19 protein-coding genes and 1 pseudogene are annotated in these 22,705 nt (G+C 63.9%); 6 read left to right on the forward strand and 14 right to left on the reverse strand.

The features are described from left to right. Nucleotides 1-82 precede the first annotated feature (82 nt). The 4 genes from ligK (at nt 83) to SAB01S_RS02715 (ending at nt 4,930) form a co-directional block, all read left to right on the forward strand. Nucleotides 83-757, forward strand: a complete 675-nt coding sequence (ligK, locus tag SAB01S_RS02695; protein ID WP_062731608.1) for a 4-carboxy-4-hydroxy-2-oxoadipate aldolase/oxaloacetate decarboxylase — start codon at nt 83-85, stop codon at nt 755-757. Then, nucleotides 750-1,814, forward strand: coding sequence for a 4-oxalomesaconate tautomerase (locus tag SAB01S_RS02700; RefSeq protein ID WP_062731609.1), 1,065 nt, complete (start codon nt 750-752; stop codon nt 1,812-1,814). The genes ligK and SAB01S_RS02700 overlap by 8 nt, the downstream gene beginning before the upstream one ends. Next, complete coding sequence (locus tag SAB01S_RS02705; RefSeq protein ID WP_062731610.1) at nt 1,807-2,682, forward strand: amidohydrolase family protein; 876 nt, start codon at nt 1,807-1,809, stop codon at nt 2,680-2,682. Before SAB01S_RS02700 ends, SAB01S_RS02705 begins: the two co-directional genes overlap by 8 nt. Before the next feature lie 367 nt (nt 2,683-3,049). Next, entirely contained in the window at nt 3,050-4,930 is a 1,881-nt protein-coding gene (locus SAB01S_RS02715; RefSeq protein WP_062731612.1) for an ABC-F family ATP-binding cassette domain-containing protein, read from the forward strand. A gap of 4 nt (nt 4,931-4,934) precedes the next feature. Here SAB01S_RS02715 and SAB01S_RS02720 read toward each other — a convergent pair whose 3' ends face one another. Together SAB01S_RS02720 and cysS are read right to left on the reverse strand one after the other, a co-directional pair. Beyond that, entirely contained in the window at nt 4,935-7,826 is a 2,892-nt protein-coding gene (locus tag SAB01S_RS02720) for a CHAT domain-containing tetratricopeptide repeat protein (protein ID WP_062731613.1), read from the reverse strand. 60 nt (nt 7,827-7,886) lie between these two features. Then, on the reverse strand, nt 7,887-9,407 hold the full coding sequence (gene cysS / locus SAB01S_RS02725; protein WP_439646646.1) for a cysteine--tRNA ligase: 1,521 nt from the start codon (nt 9,405-9,407) through the stop codon (nt 7,887-7,889). Nucleotides 9,408-9,707: 300 nt separating this feature from the next. On the opposite strand from cysS, the gene SAB01S_RS02730 reads away from it, so the two are divergent. Further along, on the forward strand, nt 9,708-10,418 hold the full coding sequence (locus tag SAB01S_RS02730; RefSeq protein ID WP_062731615.1) for a Bax inhibitor-1/YccA family protein: 711 nt from the start codon (nt 9,708-9,710) through the stop codon (nt 10,416-10,418). Next, nucleotides 10,418-10,699 carry a TFIIB-type zinc ribbon-containing protein gene (locus SAB01S_RS02735; protein WP_062731767.1) on the forward strand — a complete coding sequence of 94 codons (282 nt, stop codon included), beginning with the start codon at nt 10,418-10,420 and terminating at the stop codon, nt 10,697-10,699. Before SAB01S_RS02730 ends, SAB01S_RS02735 begins: the two co-directional genes overlap by 1 nt. A gap of 60 nt (nt 10,700-10,759) precedes the next feature. Here the strand turns inward: SAB01S_RS02735 and SAB01S_RS18000 are convergent. The 12 genes and pseudogenes from SAB01S_RS18000 to SAB01S_RS02795 all read right to left on the reverse strand — a co-directional run. Next, a pseudogene (locus SAB01S_RS18000) lies at nt 10,760-11,531 on the reverse strand (IS630 family transposase); the annotation flags it as partial. Then, nucleotides 11,480-12,139, reverse strand: coding sequence for a sigma 54-interacting transcriptional regulator (locus SAB01S_RS18780; RefSeq protein WP_281179025.1), 660 nt, complete (start codon nt 12,137-12,139; stop codon nt 11,480-11,482). The pseudogene SAB01S_RS18000 and the gene SAB01S_RS18780, both read right to left, overlap by 52 nt. Nucleotides 12,140-12,482: 343 nt before the next feature. Next, a complete protein-coding gene (locus SAB01S_RS02750; RefSeq protein ID WP_062731618.1) occupies nt 12,483-12,818 on the reverse strand; it encodes a hypothetical protein in 336 nt (111 codons plus the stop codon). Next, on the reverse strand, nt 12,815-13,393 hold the full coding sequence (locus SAB01S_RS02755; RefSeq protein ID WP_062731619.1) for an alpha-ketoglutarate-dependent dioxygenase AlkB: 579 nt from the start codon (nt 13,391-13,393) through the stop codon (nt 12,815-12,817). Before SAB01S_RS02755 ends, SAB01S_RS02750 begins: the two co-directional genes overlap by 4 nt. A gap of 37 nt (nt 13,394-13,430) precedes the next feature. Continuing rightward, nucleotides 13,431-13,742, reverse strand: coding sequence for a hypothetical protein (locus tag SAB01S_RS02760; RefSeq protein WP_062731620.1), 312 nt, complete (start codon nt 13,740-13,742; stop codon nt 13,431-13,433). Nucleotide 13,743: 1 nt separating this feature from the next. Further along, nucleotides 13,744-17,025 (reverse strand): error-prone DNA polymerase, encoded by a 3,282-nt coding sequence (locus SAB01S_RS02765; protein ID WP_062731621.1) that lies wholly within the window; start codon nt 17,023-17,025, stop codon nt 13,744-13,746. Then, on the reverse strand, nt 17,022-18,572 hold the full coding sequence (locus tag SAB01S_RS02770) for a DUF6504 family protein (RefSeq protein WP_062731622.1): 1,551 nt from the start codon (nt 18,570-18,572) through the stop codon (nt 17,022-17,024). The genes SAB01S_RS02765 and SAB01S_RS02770 overlap by 4 nt, the downstream gene beginning before the upstream one ends. A 172-nt stretch (nt 18,573-18,744) precedes the next feature. After that, entirely contained in the window at nt 18,745-19,419 is a 675-nt protein-coding gene (locus SAB01S_RS02775) for an ImuA family protein (RefSeq protein ID WP_062731623.1), read from the reverse strand. A 201-nt stretch (nt 19,420-19,620) separates the two neighbouring features. Beyond that, nucleotides 19,621-20,043: a DUF1810 domain-containing protein gene (locus tag SAB01S_RS02780; protein ID WP_245646389.1), complete on the reverse strand. Its 423-nt coding sequence runs from the start codon at nt 20,041-20,043 to the stop codon at nt 19,621-19,623. Nucleotides 20,044-20,054: 11 nt separating this feature from the next. Next, nucleotides 20,055-20,675, reverse strand: coding sequence for an SOS response-associated peptidase family protein (locus tag SAB01S_RS02785; protein ID WP_062731625.1), 621 nt, complete (start codon nt 20,673-20,675; stop codon nt 20,055-20,057). A 301-nt stretch (nt 20,676-20,976) separates the two neighbouring features. Further along, on the reverse strand, nt 20,977-22,047 hold the full coding sequence (locus SAB01S_RS02790) for an NAD(P)/FAD-dependent oxidoreductase (protein WP_062731626.1): 1,071 nt from the start codon (nt 22,045-22,047) through the stop codon (nt 20,977-20,979). After that, nucleotides 22,044-22,697, reverse strand: coding sequence for a methyltransferase domain-containing protein (locus SAB01S_RS02795; protein WP_245646390.1), 654 nt, complete (start codon nt 22,695-22,697; stop codon nt 22,044-22,046). The genes SAB01S_RS02790 and SAB01S_RS02795 overlap by 4 nt, the downstream gene beginning before the upstream one ends. Nucleotides 22,698-22,705: the final 8 nt, after the last annotated feature.

Here is a 22,705-nt window from a genome sequence, read left to right on the forward strand (position 1 = left end):
CAAATCCAATGGCACTTTCCAAACTTCTCCTTCCGCTGTGCCGCCGGCTTCGCCATCTCGCTTCACAGAAGGAGCGCAGCATATGAGTGGTATCGTCGTCCAGAATATCGAGCGGGCCGATCCGGCGGTGATCGACGGTCTGGCCAAATGCGGTGTGGCAACCGTCCACGAAGCGCAGGGGCGCACCGGTCTGCTGGCCAGCTATATGCGACCGATCTACAGTGGCGCCCGGATCGCGGGGTCGGCCGTGACGATCAGCGCCGCGCCGGGCGACAACTGGATGGTTCATGTCGCGATCGAGCAACTGCAACCGGGTGATATCCTCCTGCTGGCCCCGACCAGTCCCTGCGAGGACGGCTATTTCGGCGACCTGCTGGCAACCAGCGCCCAGGCGCGCGGATGCCGTGGACTGATTATCGACGCGGGCGTGCGCGATGTGCGCGACCTTACGGAAATGAATTTCCCCGTATGGTCCAAGGCGATCTGTGCGCAGGGCACCGTCAAGAATACGCTGGGTTCGGTCAATGTGCCGGTAGTCTGCGCCAACGCCGCCGTGCGGCCGGGCGACGTCATCGTCGCCGACGATGATGGCGTTTGCATCGTCCCGCGGGAAAAGGCGGCGGAGGTGCTGGCCGCCGCGCAGGCGCGCGAGGCCAATGAAGGCGAAAAGCGGGAAAAACTCGCCAGCGGCATCCTGGGCCTTGATATGTACAAGATGCGCGAGCGGCTTGAAAAAGAAGGCCTGAAATATGTCTGATCGGGCGGGCGGCGTCCCGTGCATGTGGATGCGCGGCGGCACGTCGAAGGGCGGCTATTTCCTGAAGGATGACCTGCCCGACGATACAGCTGCGCGCGATGCCTTTCTCCTCCGCATCATGGGCTCGCCCGATCCGCGCCAGATTGACGGCATGGGCGGCGCTGATCCCTTGACCAGCAAGGTCGCGGTGGTCGCAAAGTCGGCGCGCGAAGGGATCGATGTCGATTATTTGTTCCTTCAGGTCTTTGTTGACAAGGCGGTCGTCACGGACGCGCAGAATTGCGGCAATATTCTCGCGGGGATCGGTCCTTTCGCCATTGAACGCGGCCTGGTCGCGCCCGCCGGTGATGAAACCCGGGTGGCCATCTACATGGAAAATACCGGCCAGGTCGCGATTGCGACGGTGCAGACGCCCGGTGGCATGGTGACTTATGCGGGTGATACGGCCATTGATGGCGTGCCCGGCACCCATGCGCCGGTGCCGCTGGCCTTTCGCGACACTGCCGGCTCGTCCTGTGGTGCCCTGCTGCCGACTGGTCATGCCGTCGATATCGTCAACGATGTGCCCGTCACCCTGATCGACAATGGCATGCCCTGCGTCGTCATCAAGGCGCAGGATGTCGGCATCACCGGCTATGAGGATCGCGAGACGCTCGACGCCGACGAAGCGCTCAAGGCGCGGATCGAGGCAATCCGCCTTGCCGTGGGAGAGCGCATGAACCTGGGCGACGTGTCGGCCAAATCGGTGCCCAAGATGATGCTGGTCGCGCCGCCAAGGCAGGGCGGATCGGTGACGGTGCGCAGCTTCATACCGCATCGCGCGCACGCCACGATCGGCGTTCTTGGCGCGGTCTCCGTGGCGACGGCCTGCTTGCTCGATGGCTCACCGGCGGCCGAGGTTGCGGTGGTGCCCGAAGGCGCGCGCAAGACTCTCTCGGTCGAACATCCGACCGGCGAGATGAGCTGTGTGCTCGATACCGACGACAATGGCGCGGTCGTCAGCGCGGCGTTGCTGCGCACGGCGCGCAAGCTGATGGATGGAATTGTCTATGTCTGATCGTATCCTGTCCTGGCACGGCACGCCGTCGAAGCCGCTCTATACGCCGCCCGCCGGCGCGATCGACGCGCATTGCCATGTCTTCGGGCCGATGGCGCAATTCCCTTTTAGCGCGAAGGCCAAATATCTGCCCGAAGACGCCGGGCCGGATCAGCTGTTCGCGCTGCGCGATCATCTGGGTTTTGCCCGCAACGTGATCGTGCAGGCCAGCTGCCATGGCACGGACAATGCCGCCACGCTGGACGCCATTGCGAAATCGAACGGCAAGGCGCGCGGCGTTGCCGTGGTCGATCCCGCCATCTCGGAGGCCGAGCTTGCGGCGCTGCATGATGGCGGTATACGCGGCATCCGCTTCAACTTTCTCAAGCGGCTCGTCGATGACGCGCCCAAGGACAGATTTCTCGACGTCGCCCGTCGCCTGCCCGAAGGCTGGCATGTGGTGATCTATTTCGAAGCGGATATTCTCGAAGAATTGCGCCCCTTCATGGACGCGATCCCGGTGCCGCTCGTCATCGACCATATGGGCCGGCCCGACGTGACCCAGGGGTCCAACGGCGCGGATATGAAGGCGTTTCGCGCCTTTCTCGATAGCCGGGCGGATATATGGTTCAAGGCGACATGCCCGGACCGACTGGACCCGACGGGCGATCCCTGGGATGCCTTTGCCGGGGCGGTCGCGCCACTGGTGGCGGATTATCAGGATCGCGTCCTGTGGGGGACCGACTGGCCGCACCCCAATATGCAGTCGGCGATACCGGACGACGGGCATCTGGTCGACATGATCCCGCGCATTGCGCCGACGCCGGATTTGCAGCGCAAGCTGCTGATCGACAACCCGATGCGGCTCTATTGGCCGGAGGAACTATAGGGCGATCGAGCGCCCTTGCCGCTCTTGTCTCATGCCATTCTGCGACCCTCGCTTCGCATCCCTGTCCTACGCGGTGCCGCTTATGCCATGAAAGGCGCCGGTTCTTTCGCATGTCCGCGCCTCTCCGCATGCCTTGTGCCGCCGGTGGCGGCGCGCAGGACTTTGCAAAAAATATCCTATTGCGAAATCGGAGCCACCCGTCCGTTCGTCGCCTTTGCGTGCAGGCCGCGACACTGTGAACTTCGCAAAGCCGTCTGCCCCTGCGAACCGCTTGCCGGCCTGTCGGTCGCCCCGACTCACGGCCGCGCGCCAACAAAATCGCAGCGCGGCATTTTCGCGCCGCGCAAAATGCTCTAGGTCGCGCGCCATGCTGAACCTCAATGCCATCACCGTGCGCCTGGGCGGCCGCACCATTCTTGATCGCGCCGCCGCCGCCCTGCCGCCGCGCAGCCGCGTGGGCCTTATCGGCCGCAATGGCGCTGGCAAATCGACGCTGATGAAGGTGATGATCGGCCAGATCGATCCGGACGAAGGGTCGTGCGACATGCCGCGCGACACGCGCCTTGGCTATATCGCGCAGGAAGCGCCGTCGGGCACCGCCACGCCGTTCGACACCGTGCTGGCCGCCGATACCGAGCGCGCCGCGCTGATGGCCGAAAGCGAAACGACGGAAGATCCCGATCGGCTGGGCCATATCTATGAGCGGCTGACCGCGATCGATGCCTATACCGCGCCAGCCCGCGCCGCCCGCATCCTCGTCGGCCTCGGCTTTGACGAGGAGATGCAGGGCCGCCCGCTCGACAGCTATTCGGGCGGCTGGAAAATGCGCGTTGCGCTCGCCGCCCTGCTCTTTTCCAATCCCGACCTTTTGCTGCTCGACGAACCGTCGAACCATCTCGACCTCGAAGCGACCTTGTGGCTCGAAAATTTCCTCAAGGCCTATCGCGGCACCGTGGTCGTCATCAGCCATGAGCGCGACCTTCTGAACAATGTCGTCGACTATATCCTGCATCTGGAAGGCGGGAAGGTCACGCTCTACCCCGGCGGCTATGACGCGTTCGAACGGCAGCGCGCCGAACGCCTCGCCCAGCAGGAAGCGGCCCGCGCCAAGCAGCAGGCGGAGCGCGAGAAGCTGCAGGACTATGTCGCCCGCAATTCCGCCCGCGCCTCGACCGCGAAACAGGCGCAGTCCCGCGCCAAGGCGCTGGCAAAGATGCAGCCCATCGCCGCCGCGATCGAGGACCCGACGCTGCATTTCGGCTTTCCCAGCCCCGCCGAACTCAAGCCCCCGCTCATCACCATGGACATGGCCGCGGTCGGCTATACCGACACGCCGATCCTGCGCCGCATCAACCTGCGTATTGATCCGGATGACCGGCTGGCGCTGCTCGGCCGCAACGGCAATGGCAAGACGACGCTCGCCCGCCTGATCGCCGCGCAATTGAAGCCCATGGAGGGCGACATGGCCTCCAGTCCCAAGATGAATGTCGGCTATTTCACCCAGTATCAGGTCGAGGAACTCGACGTCACCGATACCCCGCTCGAACATATGACCCGCGTCATGAAGGGTGCGACGCCGGGCGCGGTGCGCGCGCAACTTGGCCGCTTCGGCTTTTCTGGCGAGCGCGCGACGCAGAAGGTGGGCAGCATGTCCGGCGGCGAGCGCGCCCGTCTGGCGCTCGCGCTCATCACCCGCGACGCGCCGCACCTCCTCATCCTCGACGAACCGACCAACCACCTGGACGTCGACAGCCGCGAGGCGCTGGTGCAGGCCCTGAACGATTATTCGGGCGCGGTGGTGATCGTCAGCCATGACCGGCACATGATCGAACTGGTTGCCGATCGTCTGGTGCTGGTCGACAATGGCACCGCCCAGCCGTTCGACGGCAGCCTCGATGATTATACCGACATCATTCTGCGCAAATCCGATGGCAATGGCGCGGACGGGGCAGGGGGCGGTGACGCACCCAAGGTCGATCGCAAGGCGGAAAAGCGCAACGCGGCCCAGTGGCGCGAAAAGCAGAAGGCGGCGAAGAATGCGGTCAGCAAGGCGGAAAGGGACATGGCCGCGCTGGCCGCTGAACGCAGCCGCATCGACCAGGCGCTGTTCGACCCCAAGGCCGCGACCGGGGCGGAAGCGAAGATGACCACCAGCGAACTGATGGTGAAGCGCGCCGCGATCGAAAAGAAGCTGGAAACGGCCGAGGAAGTGTGGATGGAGGCGAGCGCGGCGCTGGAGGATCTCTGACCCTTTAGCGACCGATCAGGATGAACGGCGCCCAGATATAGGGCTGCGCTGCGTCCGGCCGGCCGGACCGCATCAGCTTGAGCATCGCCTTTTGCAACGCCACCGCGCGCGTCAGACCACGGTCCGCGCCCTTCACCGTTTCCAGCGTCACGAAGGCGCTGGCATCGTCGCGCACCGGCCAATGCGAAACCAGCAGCGCGCCCGCACCGGCATAGCGGAACGCCTGTGCCAGCCCTGAATAAGCGGGCGCCTGCGCCGTCTCGCCCGCCGCCGTGTTGCAGGCGGACAGGATCACCCAGTCCGCACCGATCCGCATCGTCGCCACTTCCGACGCGGTCAACAGCCCATCATCGGGCCCGTCGGGAGACAGCAATAGCGCCGGCTCGGTCAGCCCCTCCATCTCGCCGCCGACCAGCCCGTGCGTCGCGAACAGCATGACGCCATAGGAGGTGAGATCGCTGCGCCGCAGCGCCGCCTCGGTGGCTTGCGCACCTGTCAGCAGCGTGGCCCGCGCCCGACCGAACTGATCCGCCACCGCCTGCAATTCCGTTGACGATCCGGGCAGGGCTGGCAGCGCCGAAAGCGTCGCCGCTGCCCCACCGCGAAACGGGCCGCCGGCCTTGGTCGCCAGGATCGATGCCACGCCGGGGCCATTGGGTGCGCCAACGCCCAGGAAACGCTGATCCTTCAACGCTATCAGGCGCGCTGGCGCAGGGGTGGTGAGGAAGCCGGGCTGCACCGTCAAGGCAAAGCGACGGATCAGCCAGGGGGTGTCCCGGCGCGCCATTGTCACCGGCTGTTGCGTCAGCATTGCAAAGGGAAGGGAGGCGAAGGCGCCGGTCGGGACGATCCGCAAGGACCGGGTTCTGGCTAGCACGGCCTCTATACCCGGCGTCAGGATGTGCGCATGGAGCTGATAGGCCGCCTGTCCGTCAAAGCCCTCCGGTGAGAGCCCGTCGCGCAGCCGCCCCACCAATGCGATCAGGTCGGCCCGGCTCCTCTCCGCCCGCTCGATCCGCACGGCGTCACGGCTTATGGCCAGCATATAGACGCCACTGAAGCCTGGCATGACCGCCAGATAGGCTTCCCGCTTGCCCAGATCGCGGCGCAGGGCCGCCAAGTCCGGTTGCTCCGCCCCGCGTGCTTCCGCCCAGCGGGGAAAGTCGCGGGCGATCGCGCTCTGCTCGGCCGCCATGGCCGCGGCGGCGGCCGCACGTCGGTCGCGCGCGTCGGCAACGCCGCGATCGACCGCCAGCGCCTTCAGCAGGGCGCGGTCCGCTTCTTCCAACGCTCTGCCGCGATCCTGCAAACCCCGTACCCGGGCCGCTAACGCAGGATCCTGGACCAGTCGCTGCGCGACCAGCCGGTTGGCCTGGGCAATGCGCGAAGCGGCCATGACGGCCATCGCGTTCAGCGCGAGTTCGCCGTCCTCGGTCGTTGCTGCCGCCTCCAACGCCATGTCGAGCGCCAGCCGCTGTTCCTCATCCAATTCCCCGTCATTGTTGACCGCAGCATCGGCGCGCACCACCGCCACGACCCGTCGCGCGCTTTCGCCGATATCCCGCCCATCCGGCGCCGTCCGCGCCACCAGCATCGCCGCCATTGCCAGTGGCAAGGCAGGCGCATTGTCCAGCTGGGCGCTTTCCGTCGCATAGGCGGCGGCGGCGTCGCGCGCCGCATCCATCCGCCCCGCCTCGACCAAAGCGGCGATGAGATAGGGGTAGGCGCGCTGGCCGATATCCCTGTCCTTGTCGGACCCGGCCTTCACTCGGTCCAACGCGGCGCTCAGCCGTGTGATCGCTTCGTCGTGACGCCCTTCGGCAAGGCTTGCCGCGCCAGCCCAGGCAAGCGCGCGCGCCGATTGCGGGCTGTTCTCTCCCTCCAGCGCGCGAAAGCCGCGCTCGGCCTCCAGGAACAGCGGCTCGGCGTCGGCATAACGCTCCATCGACAACAGCACGGAGCCCAGATTTTGCAGGGCGAAGTGGAAATACAGGCTGTCCGTCCCCACCGTCTCCCGCTTGATCGCAATGGCGCGTTGCAGATAGTCGAGGCTCTCGGCGCGGCGCCCGGTCCGCGACAGCAGCAAGCCCAGAGCTTCCAGCGCCCGGGCATAATTGGGGTGCTTGCGGTCGACATGATCGGTCCCGATCTCGACCGCCAGCCGCGCATAATGTTCGGCCTCCTCGTTTCGATCGACGCGCTGAAGCATCTGGGCGTAGGTATAATAAGCGCCAAGCGCGTCGGCGCTGTTCGGCCCCACCGCCGCGATCCGCGCGTCCATGCAGGCCTTTTGCGCCACCACCGCTTCGGCATTGCGGCCAAGCCGCATCAGCGCCTGCGCATGGATGAAGGCGATGTTGGAACGCAGCATATGCACGTCCCGGTCGATCCCTTCGGGGGGCAGGCTGGCGATATAGCCGTCCATGGTGCGGCTCGCCTGCGCCAGCGTCTCCGCGCCGCCCGATACGTCGCCCAGCGCCATTTGCGCATAGCCCTTGACCGACTGCCCCTGCATCCAGGCGATGGGATAGGCGTCCGCAAACGGCGCCAGCAGGGTCAGGCTCTCGCTTGATCGGCGCAGCGCATCGGCATTTTTGCCGTCCAGCTGATCCATCGATGCCAGCATGACGAGCGCGACGCCGCCAAGCGGATGGGGGTGTCCGTTGACCCGGCTCTTGAGCGCGGCGTCATGCAGCCGCATCCACGCGTCGCGGGTCTGCTGCGACATGGATAGCGCATAATCGTCGCTATCATAGAGGGTCGATGCGGCCGTCTCCAGCCGGTAAAGCGCCGCATGACGGGGGTCGCTCGTCGAAAATGCCGGCGTCTTCGCCAGGGTCGGCGACGCAGCGAGCAATGATCCCAGCAATAGCCCAAGGCGCGTCAATCGCTCCATCACCGCCCCCACTCAGTGATTTGACCCCCTCCATCCTTTGCGGCCGCGCTGCCCCCGCCGTCAAGCGCCGAGCGCAGGCCGCCAGTCCCAGCGCAGCGGGTCGCCGTCCATTACTTCAATGCCTTGCGCGACCAATTCATCCCTGATCCTGTCGGACAGAGCGAAATCCTTGTTCGCGCGCGCGGCTGAGCGGCGTTCCATTTCGGCCTCCACCTGATCGGCGGTCAACAGTGCATCTTTAGGGCGCACCCGCAGGTCCGCGCGCGTCAGGTTCAGCAGATTGAGGCCCAGCGCCTGGTCAAACGCGGCGATGAGGCAGAGCTTTTCATCCGCCGGCACCTTTTTTACCGCAATCGCCTCTTCCAGCAGCGGCAGCGCGCGAGGCGTCATCAGATCATCGCTGATCGCGGCGTCGAACTGTTCGAGCAGTGGCGTCAGCTTGGGATGAAGATTGGCGCGCAGATAGTCGAGCCGGGGCGACTGCCAAGTCACCCCTTCGGCGCGCGCCTTCAATCCCTCCACGCCCATCACCAGCCGCTTCAGCCGCGTGAGCGCGGCCGCCAGATTGTCGCCGCTGAATTCCAGTTCGCTGCGATAATGCGCGCCCAGGCACAGCAGGCGATAGGCGAGGGGATGCACGCCCGCGTCGATCAGGCTGAACAGCGTCGTGAATCCGCCCTTGGACTTCGACATCTTCCCCTGTCGATCGACCAGGAAATTATTGTGCATCCACCAGCGCGCGCCGGTGAAACCCGCTTCGACAGCGCCAACGTCAGGGCTGCAGCAGGCGTGGAAGGCCTGGTTCTGCGCGATTTCATTGGGGTGATGGATCTCGCGATGGTCGATGCCGCCGGTGTGAATGTCGAAGGGCTGGCCAAGGCGCGCCTGGGACATGACCGAACATTCCAGATGCCAGCCGGGCGCGCCCTTGCCCCATGGGCTGTCCCATTCCATCTGCCGTTGTTCGCCCGGCGGCGATTTGCGCCAGATGGCGAAATCGCTGGGGTTGCGCTTGCCCGCGACGGGGTCGATCCGTGCATGCGCCGCATCGTCGCGGCCCCCGGCCAGTGCGCCATAGTCGGGCACGCTGCTGCTGTCGAAATAGAGGCCGCTGTCCAGCTCATAGCAATGATCCGGCGCGATTTTTTCCGCGAAGGCGATCATCTGCGGTATATAGTCCGTCGCCACCGTCCATTCGCTCGGCGCGATGATATTGAGGTCGGCGATATTCTGCTTGAATGCCTGCGTATAATGGGCGGCGATGTCCCAGATGCTCTGGGCGCTGGCCCGTGCAGCCGCCTCCATCTTGTCATCGCCTGCGTCAGCGTCGCTGGTCAGATGGCCGACATCGGTGATGTTGATGACGTGCGTGACCGCCAGCCCTTTCCACAGCAGCGCCCGGCGCAACGTGTCGGTGAAGACATAGGCGCGCAAATTTCCGATATGGGCATAATTATAGACGGTGGGTCCGCAGCTATAGACGCGTGCATGGCCGTCCTCGATCGGGGCGAACGGCGCGATGGCCCGCGTCAGACTGTTGAACAGGCGCAGCGGCGCAGCGATAGGCTGGTCATCGGACATGCGGTCAGCCATGTCGCGAGACGCGGGCGGGGTCAATCCTCCGAACTGGAATGCGCCTTTGTAATATAATGTTGCGAGGGTACGCGACATCTTGCGGCGGTGCATGTCGTGCCCGATATTGTCTGTGCGGGCCGGGCCCCTCTGGCGACGCGGATGTTTACCCCCTTGCATCCCGTCGCGATGTCGGACCGCATCGGGTGTGCCCGGTGCAGGTTTTGTGGCGTTTTGCCCCCTCACTTGCCACAGAAGACCGCGCCGGGCTCACTCGAACCAGTTCGATTGGATGGAGTGAGTTTGCACATGAATAATCCCGTTCGCATGCCGGGCTATGGCGCCAGCCGGTCGGTCGACACCGATGCCGGTTTGCGCGCGCATATGCTGGGCGTTTTCCGCAACATGGGTCTTGGCCTGGTCATCACCGGTCTGGTCGCCGCACTGGTTGGCAATACCCCGGCGCTGGCCGCCGCCATCTACGGCACGCCGCTCAAATGGGTGGCGATCTTCGCGCCGCTGGCCTTCGTGTTTTTCTTTAGTTTCCGCATCGAAAAAATGACGACATCGGGCGCGCGCACCGCTTTCTGGGCCTTTGCCGCCGTGATGGGCGTGTCGCTGGGGAGCATCTTCCTCGTCTTCACCGGCGGCAGCATCGCGCAGGCCTTTTTCTCGGCCGCAGTCATGTTCCTCGCCATGGCGTTGTGGGGCTATACGACCCAGCGTGACCTGACGAAGATGGGCAGTTTCCTGATCATGGGCCTGATCGGTATTATCGTCGCCAGCCTTATCAACCTTTTCCTCGGCTCGTCGGCAATGGCGATGGTCATCTCGATCATCGGCGTGGTGGTATTCACCGGCCTCACCGCTTGGGACGTGCAGCGCATCAAATCGGAATATTTCTACTATGCGGGCCAGGAAGTCGCGCAGAAGATGCAGGTCATGGGCGCGCTGTCGCTTTACCTCAATTTCGTCAACCTGTTCCAGATGCTGCTCAGCCTGACAGGTGAGCGCGAATGATGCGGGACGCGGCGCAGGTGTCCGCCATGCTCTGCCCGGTCTGTCATGTCGGCCTCGCCATGACGGATCGGCAGGGCGTGGAGATCGACTATTGCCCGCAATGCCGGGGCGTATGGCTGGACCGGGGCGAACTGGACAAGATCATCGAACGATCGGCGGTCGGAATGACGCCGCCTGCGACGGCCGCGCCTAGCTACCGCCCGGACCGCGCGCATTATGATCATGGCGTGAGTTTCCAGAAGAAGCGGAAGAAGAGCTTTCTCGAGGAGTTGTTCGACTGAAACGAAGCAGCCCGATGCTTCCGGTGTCGGGCTGTCCACCCTTAGAGCGTGATCATCATAAATTGGAGCATAGCCGCTGTTTTTGGGATAGTCTGCGTATTCGTCTGGTGAGAAGGCATCGAGGAATGACCCGACGCGCTTCCATGTCGCTTCAACGGACCGTTCGTTTGCCTTTCGCAGGATTGTCTTGAGCTTGGCGAAGACCTGCCCGATCGGATTGATGTCAGGACTGTAGGGCGGGAGAAACAGGAGCGTGGCGCCGCAACTGCGGATGGCCTGCCGCACGGCTTGGCCCTTGTGGCTACCGAGATTGTCCATGATGACGATGTCGCCGGGGCTGAGCGTAGGTTCGAGGAACTGTTCGACATAAGCGAGGAAGAGCTCACCGTTGATCGGTCCATCGAGCACACATGGGGCATCGATCCGGTCGCGGCGCAGCGCGGCAAGGACGGTCAGCTTGCGCCAGTGACCGAAGGGGACCTTGGCGAGCAGTCGCTGGCCATGTGTGGCGCGGCCGTGGGTGCGTGTCATGTTGGTCTTGGCCCAAGTCTCGTCAATGAAGACGAGGCGCGCCGGATCAAGCCGGTTCTGGTACTTGCGCCGCTGCATCCGCCTGCGGGCGATGGCGGGACGATCCTGCTCGCTGGCGAACAGGCTTTTTTGAACGACAGTCCCTCCCGTTCGAGAAACAGGCACAGCGCGCCATAGCTCGCCTTCACCCCGCGCTGGCAACACTCACTCCGAACTATGTGGCAGCCGTCCGGGCAGAAGCGCCCGCTATTATCGCCGCAACAACGCGCTCACGAAGATCGACCGAATAGGCTCGAACCATCCCTGCTGGCCTCGTGCCCAGCCAGCAGGTTGAATAGAAAAATCAGCCCGCGTGAATCCCCCACCCGATTCACTCAAACAAGCGCACGCTCTAGCGCCCTCATGTCTCATAAGGGTCGTTCGTTTTACGCCGTTCACCACCGACCATTCTAAGTCGAACCGCGCTAGATATTTTCGTAGGCGATCCGCAACATCGATTCGCCCTTTAGGGCTGAGTGTCGCCATACGGGTGATGCTGGCGGCGAGGTTTCGGAAGTTTCCAAAACAGCTTGCCTCTCCGGACGTCGCGAAGGTCAGATAGCGCTGGCGTGCTTCCTTGTTGAAACTGGCCTGTTGGCCTTCGCGCTCGGCGAACCGATCCAGTTCATAGTCGAGATTGGGTACAATATCCTCTCGCCGGTCAGCGAGGCCAGGGAGGTGGAAGGTCCAGAGGTTGAGACGCGCGTAGAGATCGTCGCGGAACACGCCCGCTGCCAACGCCTCGCCCAAATCGCGGTTGGTGCCGGCGATCAGCTGGAAATTCGAGGCGACCTCCTTGTCCGCACCCACGGGGAGGAAGCGCTTGTCCTCGATGGCGCGCAGTGACCCTGGTGACCCGATCCCTATCAATTTGTCCGCCGTGCAATAGACCCGAATATGTTGTGAACAGTCGGATTATAATCGGGTCGAGTTGGATCGTAGTCATGTGATCTGCCAACAGAACGATCCTGATGACACAATCTGCAGGATCAATAGCATTTCGATTTTTTGGAGTTGATGCTGACGGACTACATCCTGGCGCAATTCGGTCGAGTGCGGCGCAGGCCTGCGAATCGACCTTGTGCTGCTTAACGACAAGGGAGGCGTGGCTGGTGTCGCTAGACGTCGATCGCTGTCGCGAGGTCAGGAGAAGACCAGCGGCCATGCGCGTCATGGTCGATCTTGCCGACAAGCCCAGCCGTAAAGGAAAGGCCTAGCGCTCCCCCTCGGGCAAGCTTGCATGCCACTGCGCATAGGGGCCGGTGCGCGCCATATGGCGATTGAGATCAGGCGCACCATCATCCCACCAGACCGGGCCGCGCTCGCCCAGCGCCACCTTGGCGCGATCGACCGCCTCGTGCGCGGCCTTCTCGGCATGATGGTCGGCTTTGCGCCTCGCTGCACCGACGGCACGGCGCGCCTCCATTAGCTCCTGGACGAGGCGCCTGCGCACCTTTGGTTCCAGCGCCGGGTTGCTGGTGCGCCAGAGCCGCCCGCGTACCACGATATACCGTCCGTCGGGTGTTGTTGGGTAGGAGCGGGCGCTCACGCCATGCGGCCTTTATCCGACAGGCTGCGGAAGGTGATCGACCAGCGCGGCACTTCCATCGGTGCGATGCTATGTTCCCAGGCATGGCGCACTTCGTCAGACAGATGATAGATGGAGCGCGGCGGCAGGGATACCTTGGCGCGCTCGAACCCGGTGGCAATTCGACGGCGCAGGCGCAGGACGGCCTCATTGCCGAGCGAGATGCCAACGACATGTTCGAATACCGGCCGGTCCCTGTGCCAGCCGATGCCCGCCCCCGGATCGTAGCGGATCAGCAGTGCTTGAACGAGTTCGTCCGCTGCAAGCCCGGCGAAGACGGCCGCGCGGTTTCGCACGTCGATGAGCCAGTCCGGCATCGGCTCGGCGGGTGCGAAGCGGACATGTTCAAAGTCGTAATTCCAGCCGTAGGAGTAGGTGAGGCGCTTGCCCGTCCATTGCTGGAAGCGAAAGGGGGTAAGGTCGCTGCAATCAATATTTGCAATGAGCGCAGCTTCCTCCGCTTCGGTCAGCACGGATTGACGCAGAGCGAGTCCGGGAACGGCAGGAGTGTCGAACAGGTCGAACATCGTGGTCATTCAGGCCATCTCGTGGCGGTGCGGGGGACGGTCGGTCTCATGGCGCTCGCAAAGATATAGGGTTGACTGCTGCCGATTGCAGAGGTGCAGCCGCTGGCGACAGGCCGCCCCGGGTCCGCACCTGCCTGACAATGCCGTTATATGCTGCGTGCATGCCCTGGCTGCGGCCAATCTCATGATTCGAGCCTGCCGCGTCCCAAAAGGCGACCAGCCACTCGTCCGGGCAATGGCCACGCAGCACCCACAGGGCGAGCGCGACGCCGCGCGTGCGCGCCTGGTCCTTCATGGCCGCCGCTTCCCGCAGGACGTCGAGCGCGCGTGTGATCGTTCCTGCCGGGCTCGCGGTCATGTCAGTGGAAGTCATGGCTGCGGATGGGCAGGAGCTCATCCTGTGGGGCAACTGTGGTGAACGGCGGCGAGGACAATGTGCGGCCGCTCGGGAACGCCGGGTCGCGCGGATCGGGTCCACCGCCATGCGAGGCGCCATCGCCGCGACCGGGTGTAACGGTGAAGTCCATCCGTCCGATCGAGCGCAGCATCGCGTCATGATCGACGATGCGATCGCAAATGATGTGGATGACCTCGCCTTCCTTTTGCAACCGACCACGCATTGCGATCATCGAGGCGGACATTACCTGGCGGCGGTAGGCATCGAACCGGTCCGGCCAGAGGATCCCTTGCGCGACGCCCGTCTCGTCCTCGATGGTGACGAACAGCACGCCCTTGGCGGAGCCGGGTCGCTGACGCACGAGGATGACGCCTGCGACCTCGATATTGCGCCCATCGCGGATCGAGGGAAGATCGGCGCAGCGCACGATCCGCATGGCGTCGAGCTCAGCGCGCAGAAACTGCAGGGGATGGCCGCGGAGCGAGAGCTGGGTCGAGCGATAATCCTCCACCACTTCGCGGCCAGCCGTCATGGGTGTGAGCGCCACCTCGGGTTCCAGCCCCTCGGGCGAAAAGGCGTCTGCATGAGAGTCTGCCGCCGCGAACAAAGGGAGAGGGGCTTCGCCCAAGCCCTTCACCTTCCACAGCCCCTGCCGCCGATCCTGCGCGAGGCAATGAAAGGCATCGGCTTCAGCCAGACGCTCGATCGCGGCACGCGGCACCCTGGCGCGCCGCCAGACATCCTCGACGCTTTCATAGGGCGCTGGACCACGTGCGGCGACGATAGCTGCGCCATGCGCATTGGCTAAACCACGCACACTGCGGAACCCCAGGCGCACGGCCATATAGCGACCATGTGTCGGCTCCAGCGTGCAATCCCAATGGCTATGATTGATCGAAACCGGACGCACGTCGACACCATGATTGCGCGCGTCCCGCACGATCTGCGCGGGCGCATAGAAGCCCATGGGCTGCGCGTTGAGCAGCGCGGCGCAGAAGATGTCGGGATGATGATATTTCATCCAACAGGACGCATAGGCGATCTTGGCGAAAGAGGCAGCGTGGCTTTCGGGGAAGCCGTAGCTGCCAAACCCCTCGATCTGCTTGAAGGTTCGCTCGGCAAACTCTTTCGTGTAGCCGTTAGCGATCATCCCGCCGACGAGTTTGTCGTAGAAGTGGCTGACCCCACCGGTGAGCTTGAACGTCGCCATGGCGCGGCGCAGCTTATCGGCCTCGACCGGCGTGAATCCCGCGCCCACGATCGCGACCTTCATCGCCTGTTCCTGAAAGAGGGGGACACCCAGCGTCTTTTGCAGAACAGCCCGAAGCTCGGGCTTGGGATATTCCGGCGTCTCCTTGCCCTCGCGGCGGCGCAGATAGGGATGGACCATGTCGCCCTGGATTGGGCCGGGGCGGACGATCGCAACCTGAATGACAAGATCGTAGAATTCGCGCGGCTTCATGCGTGGCAGCATCGACATCTGCGCCCGGCTCTCGATCTGGAAGGTGCCAAGCGTGTCGGCCTTCTGGATCATGCCGAAGACGCGAGGATCATCGTCCTGCAGGTCGGCCATGGTCTTTGTGATGCCCTTCTCCTGTTCGAGCAGGGTGAAGGCGCGGTTCATGCAACCCAGCATGCCAAGGCCCAGCACATCGACTTTCATGAACTTCAGCGCGTCGATGTCGTCCTTGTCCCATTCGATGATCTGGCGATCTTCCATGCGCGCCGGCTCGATCGGCACCAGATCGTCGAGCCGGTCCTGGGTCAGCACAAAGCCGCCGGGATGCTGGGAGAGGTGACGCGGCGTGCCGATCAGTTGGCGGGCAAGATCGAGGGTGAGCTTGAGACGATGATCGTCTGCATTGAGATTAAGGCTTTCGATCTGCTCCTGCGGAATGCCGTCCATCGACCAGCCCCAGACGAGGCCGGTGAGCATCTTGGTAAGATCGCGCGGTAGGCCCAGTGCCTTGCCGACTTCGGCGACGGCGCCGCGGGTGCGGTAGCGGGTCACCACCGCCGTCAGCGCCGAGCGGTCGCGACCATAGCTGTCATAGATCCACTGAATGATCTCCTCGCGCCGCTCATGCTCGAAGTCGACGTCGATGTCGGGCGGCTCACGCCGTTCGCCCGAAACGAAGCGCTCGAACAGAAGCTCATGCTGAATCGGATCGATCGAGGTGACGCCGAGCAGATAGCAGACGCAGCTGTTGGCGGCAGAGCCGCGCCCCTGGCAGAGGATGCCCCGGCGTCGACTTTCGGCAACGATGGAATGCACCGTCAGGAAATAGGGTGCATAATTGAGCTCGGCGATGAGCCTTAGTTCATGATCGATCTGCTGGCGGTAGCGGGCGGGGACGCCCTCAGGGAACTTGGCAGCCGCAGCCTGTTCCGTAAGTGCTGCCAGCGCCTCCTGCGCGGTGCGGCCCTCCATCACCTGCTCATAGGGATATTGATACTGGATTTCGCCAAGATCGAACATGCACTGCGCGGCGATGTCGGCGCTCGCCTGGATGGCGTCGGGGAAGGCGGCAAAGCGCCGTTCCATCTCGGCCGGCGACTTCAGGTTCCGGTCCATGAAGCGCTCTCGTCTGAAGCCTAGTTCGTCGATCGTGCAGCGCTCGCGGATGGCGCTCACGACATCCTGCAATGGCCGTCGTTCGCTGCTGTGATAGAGGACATCCCCTGTCGCGACGCAGCGAACGTCCTGTGCGCGAGCCAGCGCATCAAGTCGATGCAGCCGGTCGGCGTCATCCGGGCGCCGACGCAACGAAAGGGCGCAAAAGCCGCGTTCGGCGAAGGCAGCGCGCAGATCACGCAATTGATCGGCAGTCATCTCGTCCGGCATGTCGGGGATAAGGATCGCGACCATGTCTTCGGCATGGGCAGCGACATCGGCCCATTCGAGAATGCAGCAGCCTTTGCCGCCGCGCGCCTTGCCCATCGAGAGCAGCCGCGTCAGCCGCGACCAGGCGGGGCGGCTTCGCGGGTAGAGCAGTAGCGCACGTCCATCGGTAAGATCGATGCGGCTGCCTGGGATCATCCGCACGCCCGTCGCCTTCTGGCCCGCCCAGCCACGCACGACGCCGGCCACCGAACCCCGGTCGGCAAGCCCCATCGCCTTGTGCCCCAGGAGCGCCGCCGCCGAGAACAGCTCTTCAGGCGAAGACGCACCGCGCAGAAAGGAGAAATGGCTGGCGACCTGCAGTTCGACATAAGTGGTCGGGGGAATGATGCCGGCGCTCATCCGAACAGCCCGTGCATGTGCCAGCTCAGATCACCTGTATCTGCATCCACGCCGTCACCCCGGCGGAACAGCCAGAAACGTTGCCCACCTTCTGCCTCGACCCGGAAATAGTCACGCGTTGCCCATTTCTCGCGACCGGTCCGCCACCACTCGCCATGGATTCGCTCGGGGCCATCGCCTGCCACCACGCGATAATCCTGCCGCCGCCAGGTAAAGCGGCGCGGCGGATGGTCCGGCATCAGCGCCACGACATTGGTCAGCAGTTCAGGTCGACGCAGCAGCCGAACCGGTCGCTTCCATGACGGCCAGCCTGTCGGTGTCTTCAACGGCGTAATGCGCGTGGTGGCGCGTTCGGGGACGTCGCTTTCATGAGAGGATAATCGAAACAGAGCCGCCTCTCCAGCGCGCGCGGTCATCTGATCGACGAGGGGGGCAAGATCATGTCCCTTGCGCGATGTTTCCAGCAGCGCTCCTATCGCTTCCGCACCAAGCGGCTCATGATAGGGTACAGCCAGATGCATCGTCTCGATGCCGAGGCCCGGCTCAAGCTGCGCGAGCCTGAGGCCGAACATCCGCTTCAGGTGCCTGGCGTCCCGCGTTGCGCGCGACGCGCCGACCTCAAGGCGCTGTGGCTCGCCATCCACCCGAACCGCTGTGAGGAGGACCATGCGCGCGCCGATGCCACGCTCCAGCAGCATAACCACAAGATCATCGACGAGGTCGGAGATGACCTGCGTGATGCTTTCCGGCGTTCCGATCGGCTCAAGCAGATGACGCGTCACGATCGGAGCCTCTGTGGCCACGACCGGCATGATCGGTTCTGCCACAAGCCCGCGCGCCTGATCGAGACGTTCAACAGTCTTCAGGCCAAGGCGCCGGGCGAGTGGTGCGCGCGGCATCGGATAGAGATCGGCGATGCGTTCGAGGCCGAACCGGGCTGCCGACGCAAGGGCCTCTGGCTCAAGCCGGAGCGCTGCAAGTGGCAGGTCGGCCATCGCCTGCGCCTCCTGGCCTGCCTCAAGTAGAACCACATCGCTATCGCCAAACCGCGCCAGCGCATGCGCGGCGCCGGGAGTCCCGGCGATCGCGATGCGCGCCGTAAAGCCAAGGCGTTTGAGAAACGCCAGCAAGCGGCGACAGAAACGTCTCTCCCCACCGAAAAGATGGGTGGTGCCAGTGAGGTCAAGCCACAGGCCATTCTCGCCCGAAACGCTTGCGGTGGGCGTCCAGTGCCGGGCAGCATGGAGCGCCAGCCGGTCGAGCAAAGCGCTGTCGGCATCGGGCTCGGCGTCTTTCACGTCGAGGTCGGCAACTAGGGCGCGGGCATGCGCCACGACCATGCCGGGTCGCAGGCCAAGATCGAGCGCCACCGGGCAGGCGGCAGTGATCACATCACGCTGCCCGGTCCGCAGAACAAGCACGGTCGGTTTGCCCCACAGTGCCGCCCAACTAAGCGTAGACAGGCAAGCCCCGCCACACCCTTCGTCCGAGGGCATTGCCTTGAAGGGATGCTCGGCATGTTCGCTGCGCCGCCCCATTTCGCGCATGGTCGGTCGTTGATGGGCGGGGAGGGCTTCGATGTCTGTTTGGCTCGGGCGACCATTGATAGCCCCGTCTCGCGCCCAACGCGCACCCGGCCGCCACCCACCGCCCCGTGGGACGGAGCAGGCACCCGGATCATCGTCGATGGGGTCCGCAAAGCGCGGCTGGGGCCCCGCGTCAGGCGGCGCGGCTAATGGCGCTGTTCCGCGCATCCGTTCGACGCGGCGCAGCCGCTCGATCGCCAGATGCGGCAGGAAGAGCGAGGCGACCCTTGGCATCGCACGCCTCCAGTTCGAGGGAGAAGGGATCGCCATTGCGTTGTCGCACAAGCTCGACCTGCCAATGGGCACGGCCAACGCCCGGCCATGGCAGGCGCTCTGACGGCATGCAACCGATCCGCCACCGAGTCATGGCGGAGGAAGGGGAGGACAAGGGGCAGCGTTCGCGCGCGCGGTGGCGGCGATAGAGCAACAGGGGCGTTTGCCCGTCCGAAGCGGCCAGTTGCAGCCGCCGGGTAGCAGTCATGTCCGCGGTCTTCACTTCCGCGATCACGCAGGCCAGCGATCCATCGCGCAGCGCATCTTCGGCGATGGCTAGCACATCCACATCCTTGCGGCCCTGCGCGTAAAGGAGTTTCTCCGGCCCGAGGCCGACCTGCTCGAGGCCCGGAGCATAGAGATCAAAGGTCGTCATCGCCCAGCAGACGGTCTGGCCGGTATTGGCCGCGAACCGTGCGGCTATGCCGGCGAGAAAGAGCGTAGCGGCGGCATCGTCATTAAGGCTGGATGAAGCGGCGGCAAACTCATGAAGACCAGCGCCATCGACGCCACCAGTAGCCAGTCGCTTGTCCATGAGCCCAATGCCAAACGGCAGGCTGCAAGACGAAATGCCATGTGTCTGCGCCAAAGCTTCACGCAGTTTCGCAACGGGGTTCGCTGCCAGTGAGGCGGAAAGGGGCGAGGGTAAAGGCATGGGTACATCGACTCAAATGTTCACTTTATGTTCCTTATGTGGGCGAGATTCGTCAAGGCGACAATTTTGCTGATGTTCGAATCAGTTCGTTGCTTTGGCTGAAGCCGACAGGATCTGCTGAGTCGCGGCGTCCCGTATGCCTCTGAAGAAGCGGCGTAGCACCTTGTCGATCAGCGGCGATGGTCGCGCCGCCTCAAAGAGGGTAAGTGACGATCTCAACTTCATGGCATCTATCGTGCCGAACGCGGCGACAGGATCGTTCATGCCGAGTGCGTCCACCGCCTCGACGCAGGCAAGGTAGCGTGCTCCTAGCACAGGGTGGGCAAGATAGGCGCGGGCCTCATCGAGCGAGGCGATGCCATAATGCTGCGCCATCGCGCTGTGACCCAAGCCACGCAGCTGCGGGAAGATGAACCACATCCAGTGCGAGCGCTTCTGACCCGCGCGGATTTCGGCAAGAGCGGTGTCGTAGCTGTCAGCCTGCGCATCGACAAAGCGGGACAAGGCATCTCTCGTCACAGGAAAAGCGCTCCCTGCGCGGGCGATGTGCCATGGACCTGTGTTACGGGCAGGCTGCCTTGGGGGAGCCAGCGTAGCGTATGAGCAGCCGGCACCGATGGATCAAGCCAGTCAGCCCACTGGTCGCGGGTCAGGGGAATGATCTGGCGATGATGGTATGGAGCGACATCGGGCCCAGCATCCATGGTCAGCATACTGAAGGCTTCACCTATCAAGCTTTCGCGCCAGATGCCCGCGATGCAGAACCAGGAATGATCAGCCATGGTGAAGAGCCATTTATCGAGCCGCTTCTGCCTGGGCTCTGACGGATCGGTGAACTCGTAGAAGCCGTCGGCAAGGATCAGACAGCGGTGCGACTCAAACCGCCTTCCTTCGCTGCGGAAATTATAGACAGGCTTGCCCTTGGGACTTGGCCAGCTCCAGCGTCGATTGACGAGCTCGGCTGACCCCCGGACCCCATCGACGGCGCGGACGATCGGCGCCATATCGGTGATGCGAATGTCCTCGCGTGCGGGCACATTGGGCGCCCCTTCGGGCATTGTGATCTTGATCGACAGGTTATCGAAATCCTCGACGATCGATGCCAGATCGACCAAAAGCCGGTAGTCATTGCACATCGATTGCTTTCGCCTCCAACTACCGTTCTGACGCTCCCCAATTGCCATTGGTCATGAGCACGGCAAGCACTTTGATCAAGCTACCGATTGAGTCTTTGCCTTGTTCAAGGCTTGTCACTGTAACGCGAGATAATCCGCCCTTAACGCAGTTACCGACTGTGCCGCTTTTGCTGCGCAGATACTAGCTGCTCGGGTCAGATCGCGAATTCCCGCATCGCAAATTCAGATTTGACGAAGATGAGGTCACGCGTCGCTGCGCCGCGACCCGCCCGCACGATCAAAGTCATGTGCGGATGCCAGATCAATCGATCCGGCTACGCCGCATCGCCCATCCGGCGACGGGGGGCACGATGCGTGAGGCGAGCGTCATGGCATGCGCGCCAGCAGGGGATTCGGCCATGTGCCAGAGCAGCTTTGCGACACGCACCGGTTGGGCGGCGCGCCTTGCGAAGTTGCGCTGATATCGCGACGCGCCCTGACCTTGCAGATAGCTTCGTGCCGCCGCCGCTCCACTGGCAAGCGCGATGGCCATGCCCTCCCCCGCAAGGGACGGGATGACGGCGGCTTGATCGCCCAGGCGATATACGCCTTCCTCGGTGTCCTGCGCGATCCATCCGTAGGGCACCGCACCGATCGTATCGACAGGCAGCCGATCTTCCGCGCAAGCCATGCAGCGCGCGAAATGCGGATTATCTCGCCCCACCGCCTGCAAAACCGCCCACATGTCACCACCCGCTTCAAGGAGCGAGGACTTGCGCAGCGCGAGACAGACGTTGGCGCTACCGCCCTCCTGAAGCACGATGCCAGCATAACCGCCGGGAAACAGATGCAATTCGATCGCAGCGCCGATCAGCCGATCAAGTTGGGCCGAAGGGGGCAGGCGAACACGGATGCCGAGCGCGGGATTATCGGTCTTGCGTGGACGCCCCTCTCCGCGCACGTCGTGCTTGCCCGTGGAGAGGAAGATCGCGGGACTCTCCCAGTGGCGGCGTTCGCCTTCGACAACGCCCGGCGCCACGCGCCGTGCGCGATCGATCTCGAGCTGTGCGCCCCCGGCAATGGCAAGTTGGCGCAGTGCGCTGTCGAGAGCATGGCGGGAGAGGCCATAGGCCGTTTCGGGCAACGGCATCTCCGCCTTGTGCCGCCCGGCAAAGAGCCGGAGCCGCGTCACCGGCCTCGCTCCGAGCGTTGCCGGATCGCAGCCCAGCCGCCGCAGTCCCTGGGCAGTGCGCCAACTCAGAAATCCGCCGCAAATCGCATCGCCCACCTCGGCATTGCGATCTATCAGGATCGGTTGCGACCCGCCTTGCGCCAGCAGCAGAGCCGCCATGCTTCCTGCAGGCCCTGCGCCCAGCACGATCGGGCGGGTCATTTGAGGCGCTCGACACACAGACGGAAAGGGAAGCGGCGCTCGACCCTCGCAGAGTCGATGTCTGCTTCGGCAAGGATTGGCGTCCATTCCTGCGGCCGATAGGATCGCGCAATCGAAAGCTGCCCATCCTGCCGCACGATCGGGTGCCAGCACGCCAACCGCGCCAGGATCGGGTAGCCGAAATAAGCAAACCCATGTCTGTGCAGGTCGTTGATGTACCAACCTGCGGTGGCCTCGCTTTCCATGAAGCGCAGGAAGGCGACCAGCTGCGAATGGGTCATGTGATGGGCAACGAGGCTTGACACCACGAGGTCGAAACGCTGACCGACCAAGTCCGCATAATCTCCGGTGCGATATTCGATCGGCGCGCCGGCTGGCGTTTTGGCCCGAGCTATTCCCTCGCTGCGTGGATTGAGATCGATCCCCACGAGTTGCGCCGATTTGCCTCGTGACCCCGCCCAACGTCCGATGGTGCGCAGCATGTCGCCATCACCAAAGCCGACATCGAGCAGCGAGAAGTGGGTTCGCGTCCCGACCGCTCGCCTGATGAAGTCCAGAGTGGGACGGCGCGCCATGGTTATCGTATTCACCGTTGCCAGATCGGCCAGCACCGCGGCATAGACATCTTTGCCCAGAGCGGGATCGTCCATGATTTCCT

Origin of the sequence: Sphingobium abikonense NBRC 16140 (genome assembly GCF_001598335.1) — a bacterium.
Taxonomy (GTDB): domain Bacteria; phylum Pseudomonadota; class Alphaproteobacteria; order Sphingomonadales; family Sphingomonadaceae; genus Sphingobium; species Sphingobium abikonense.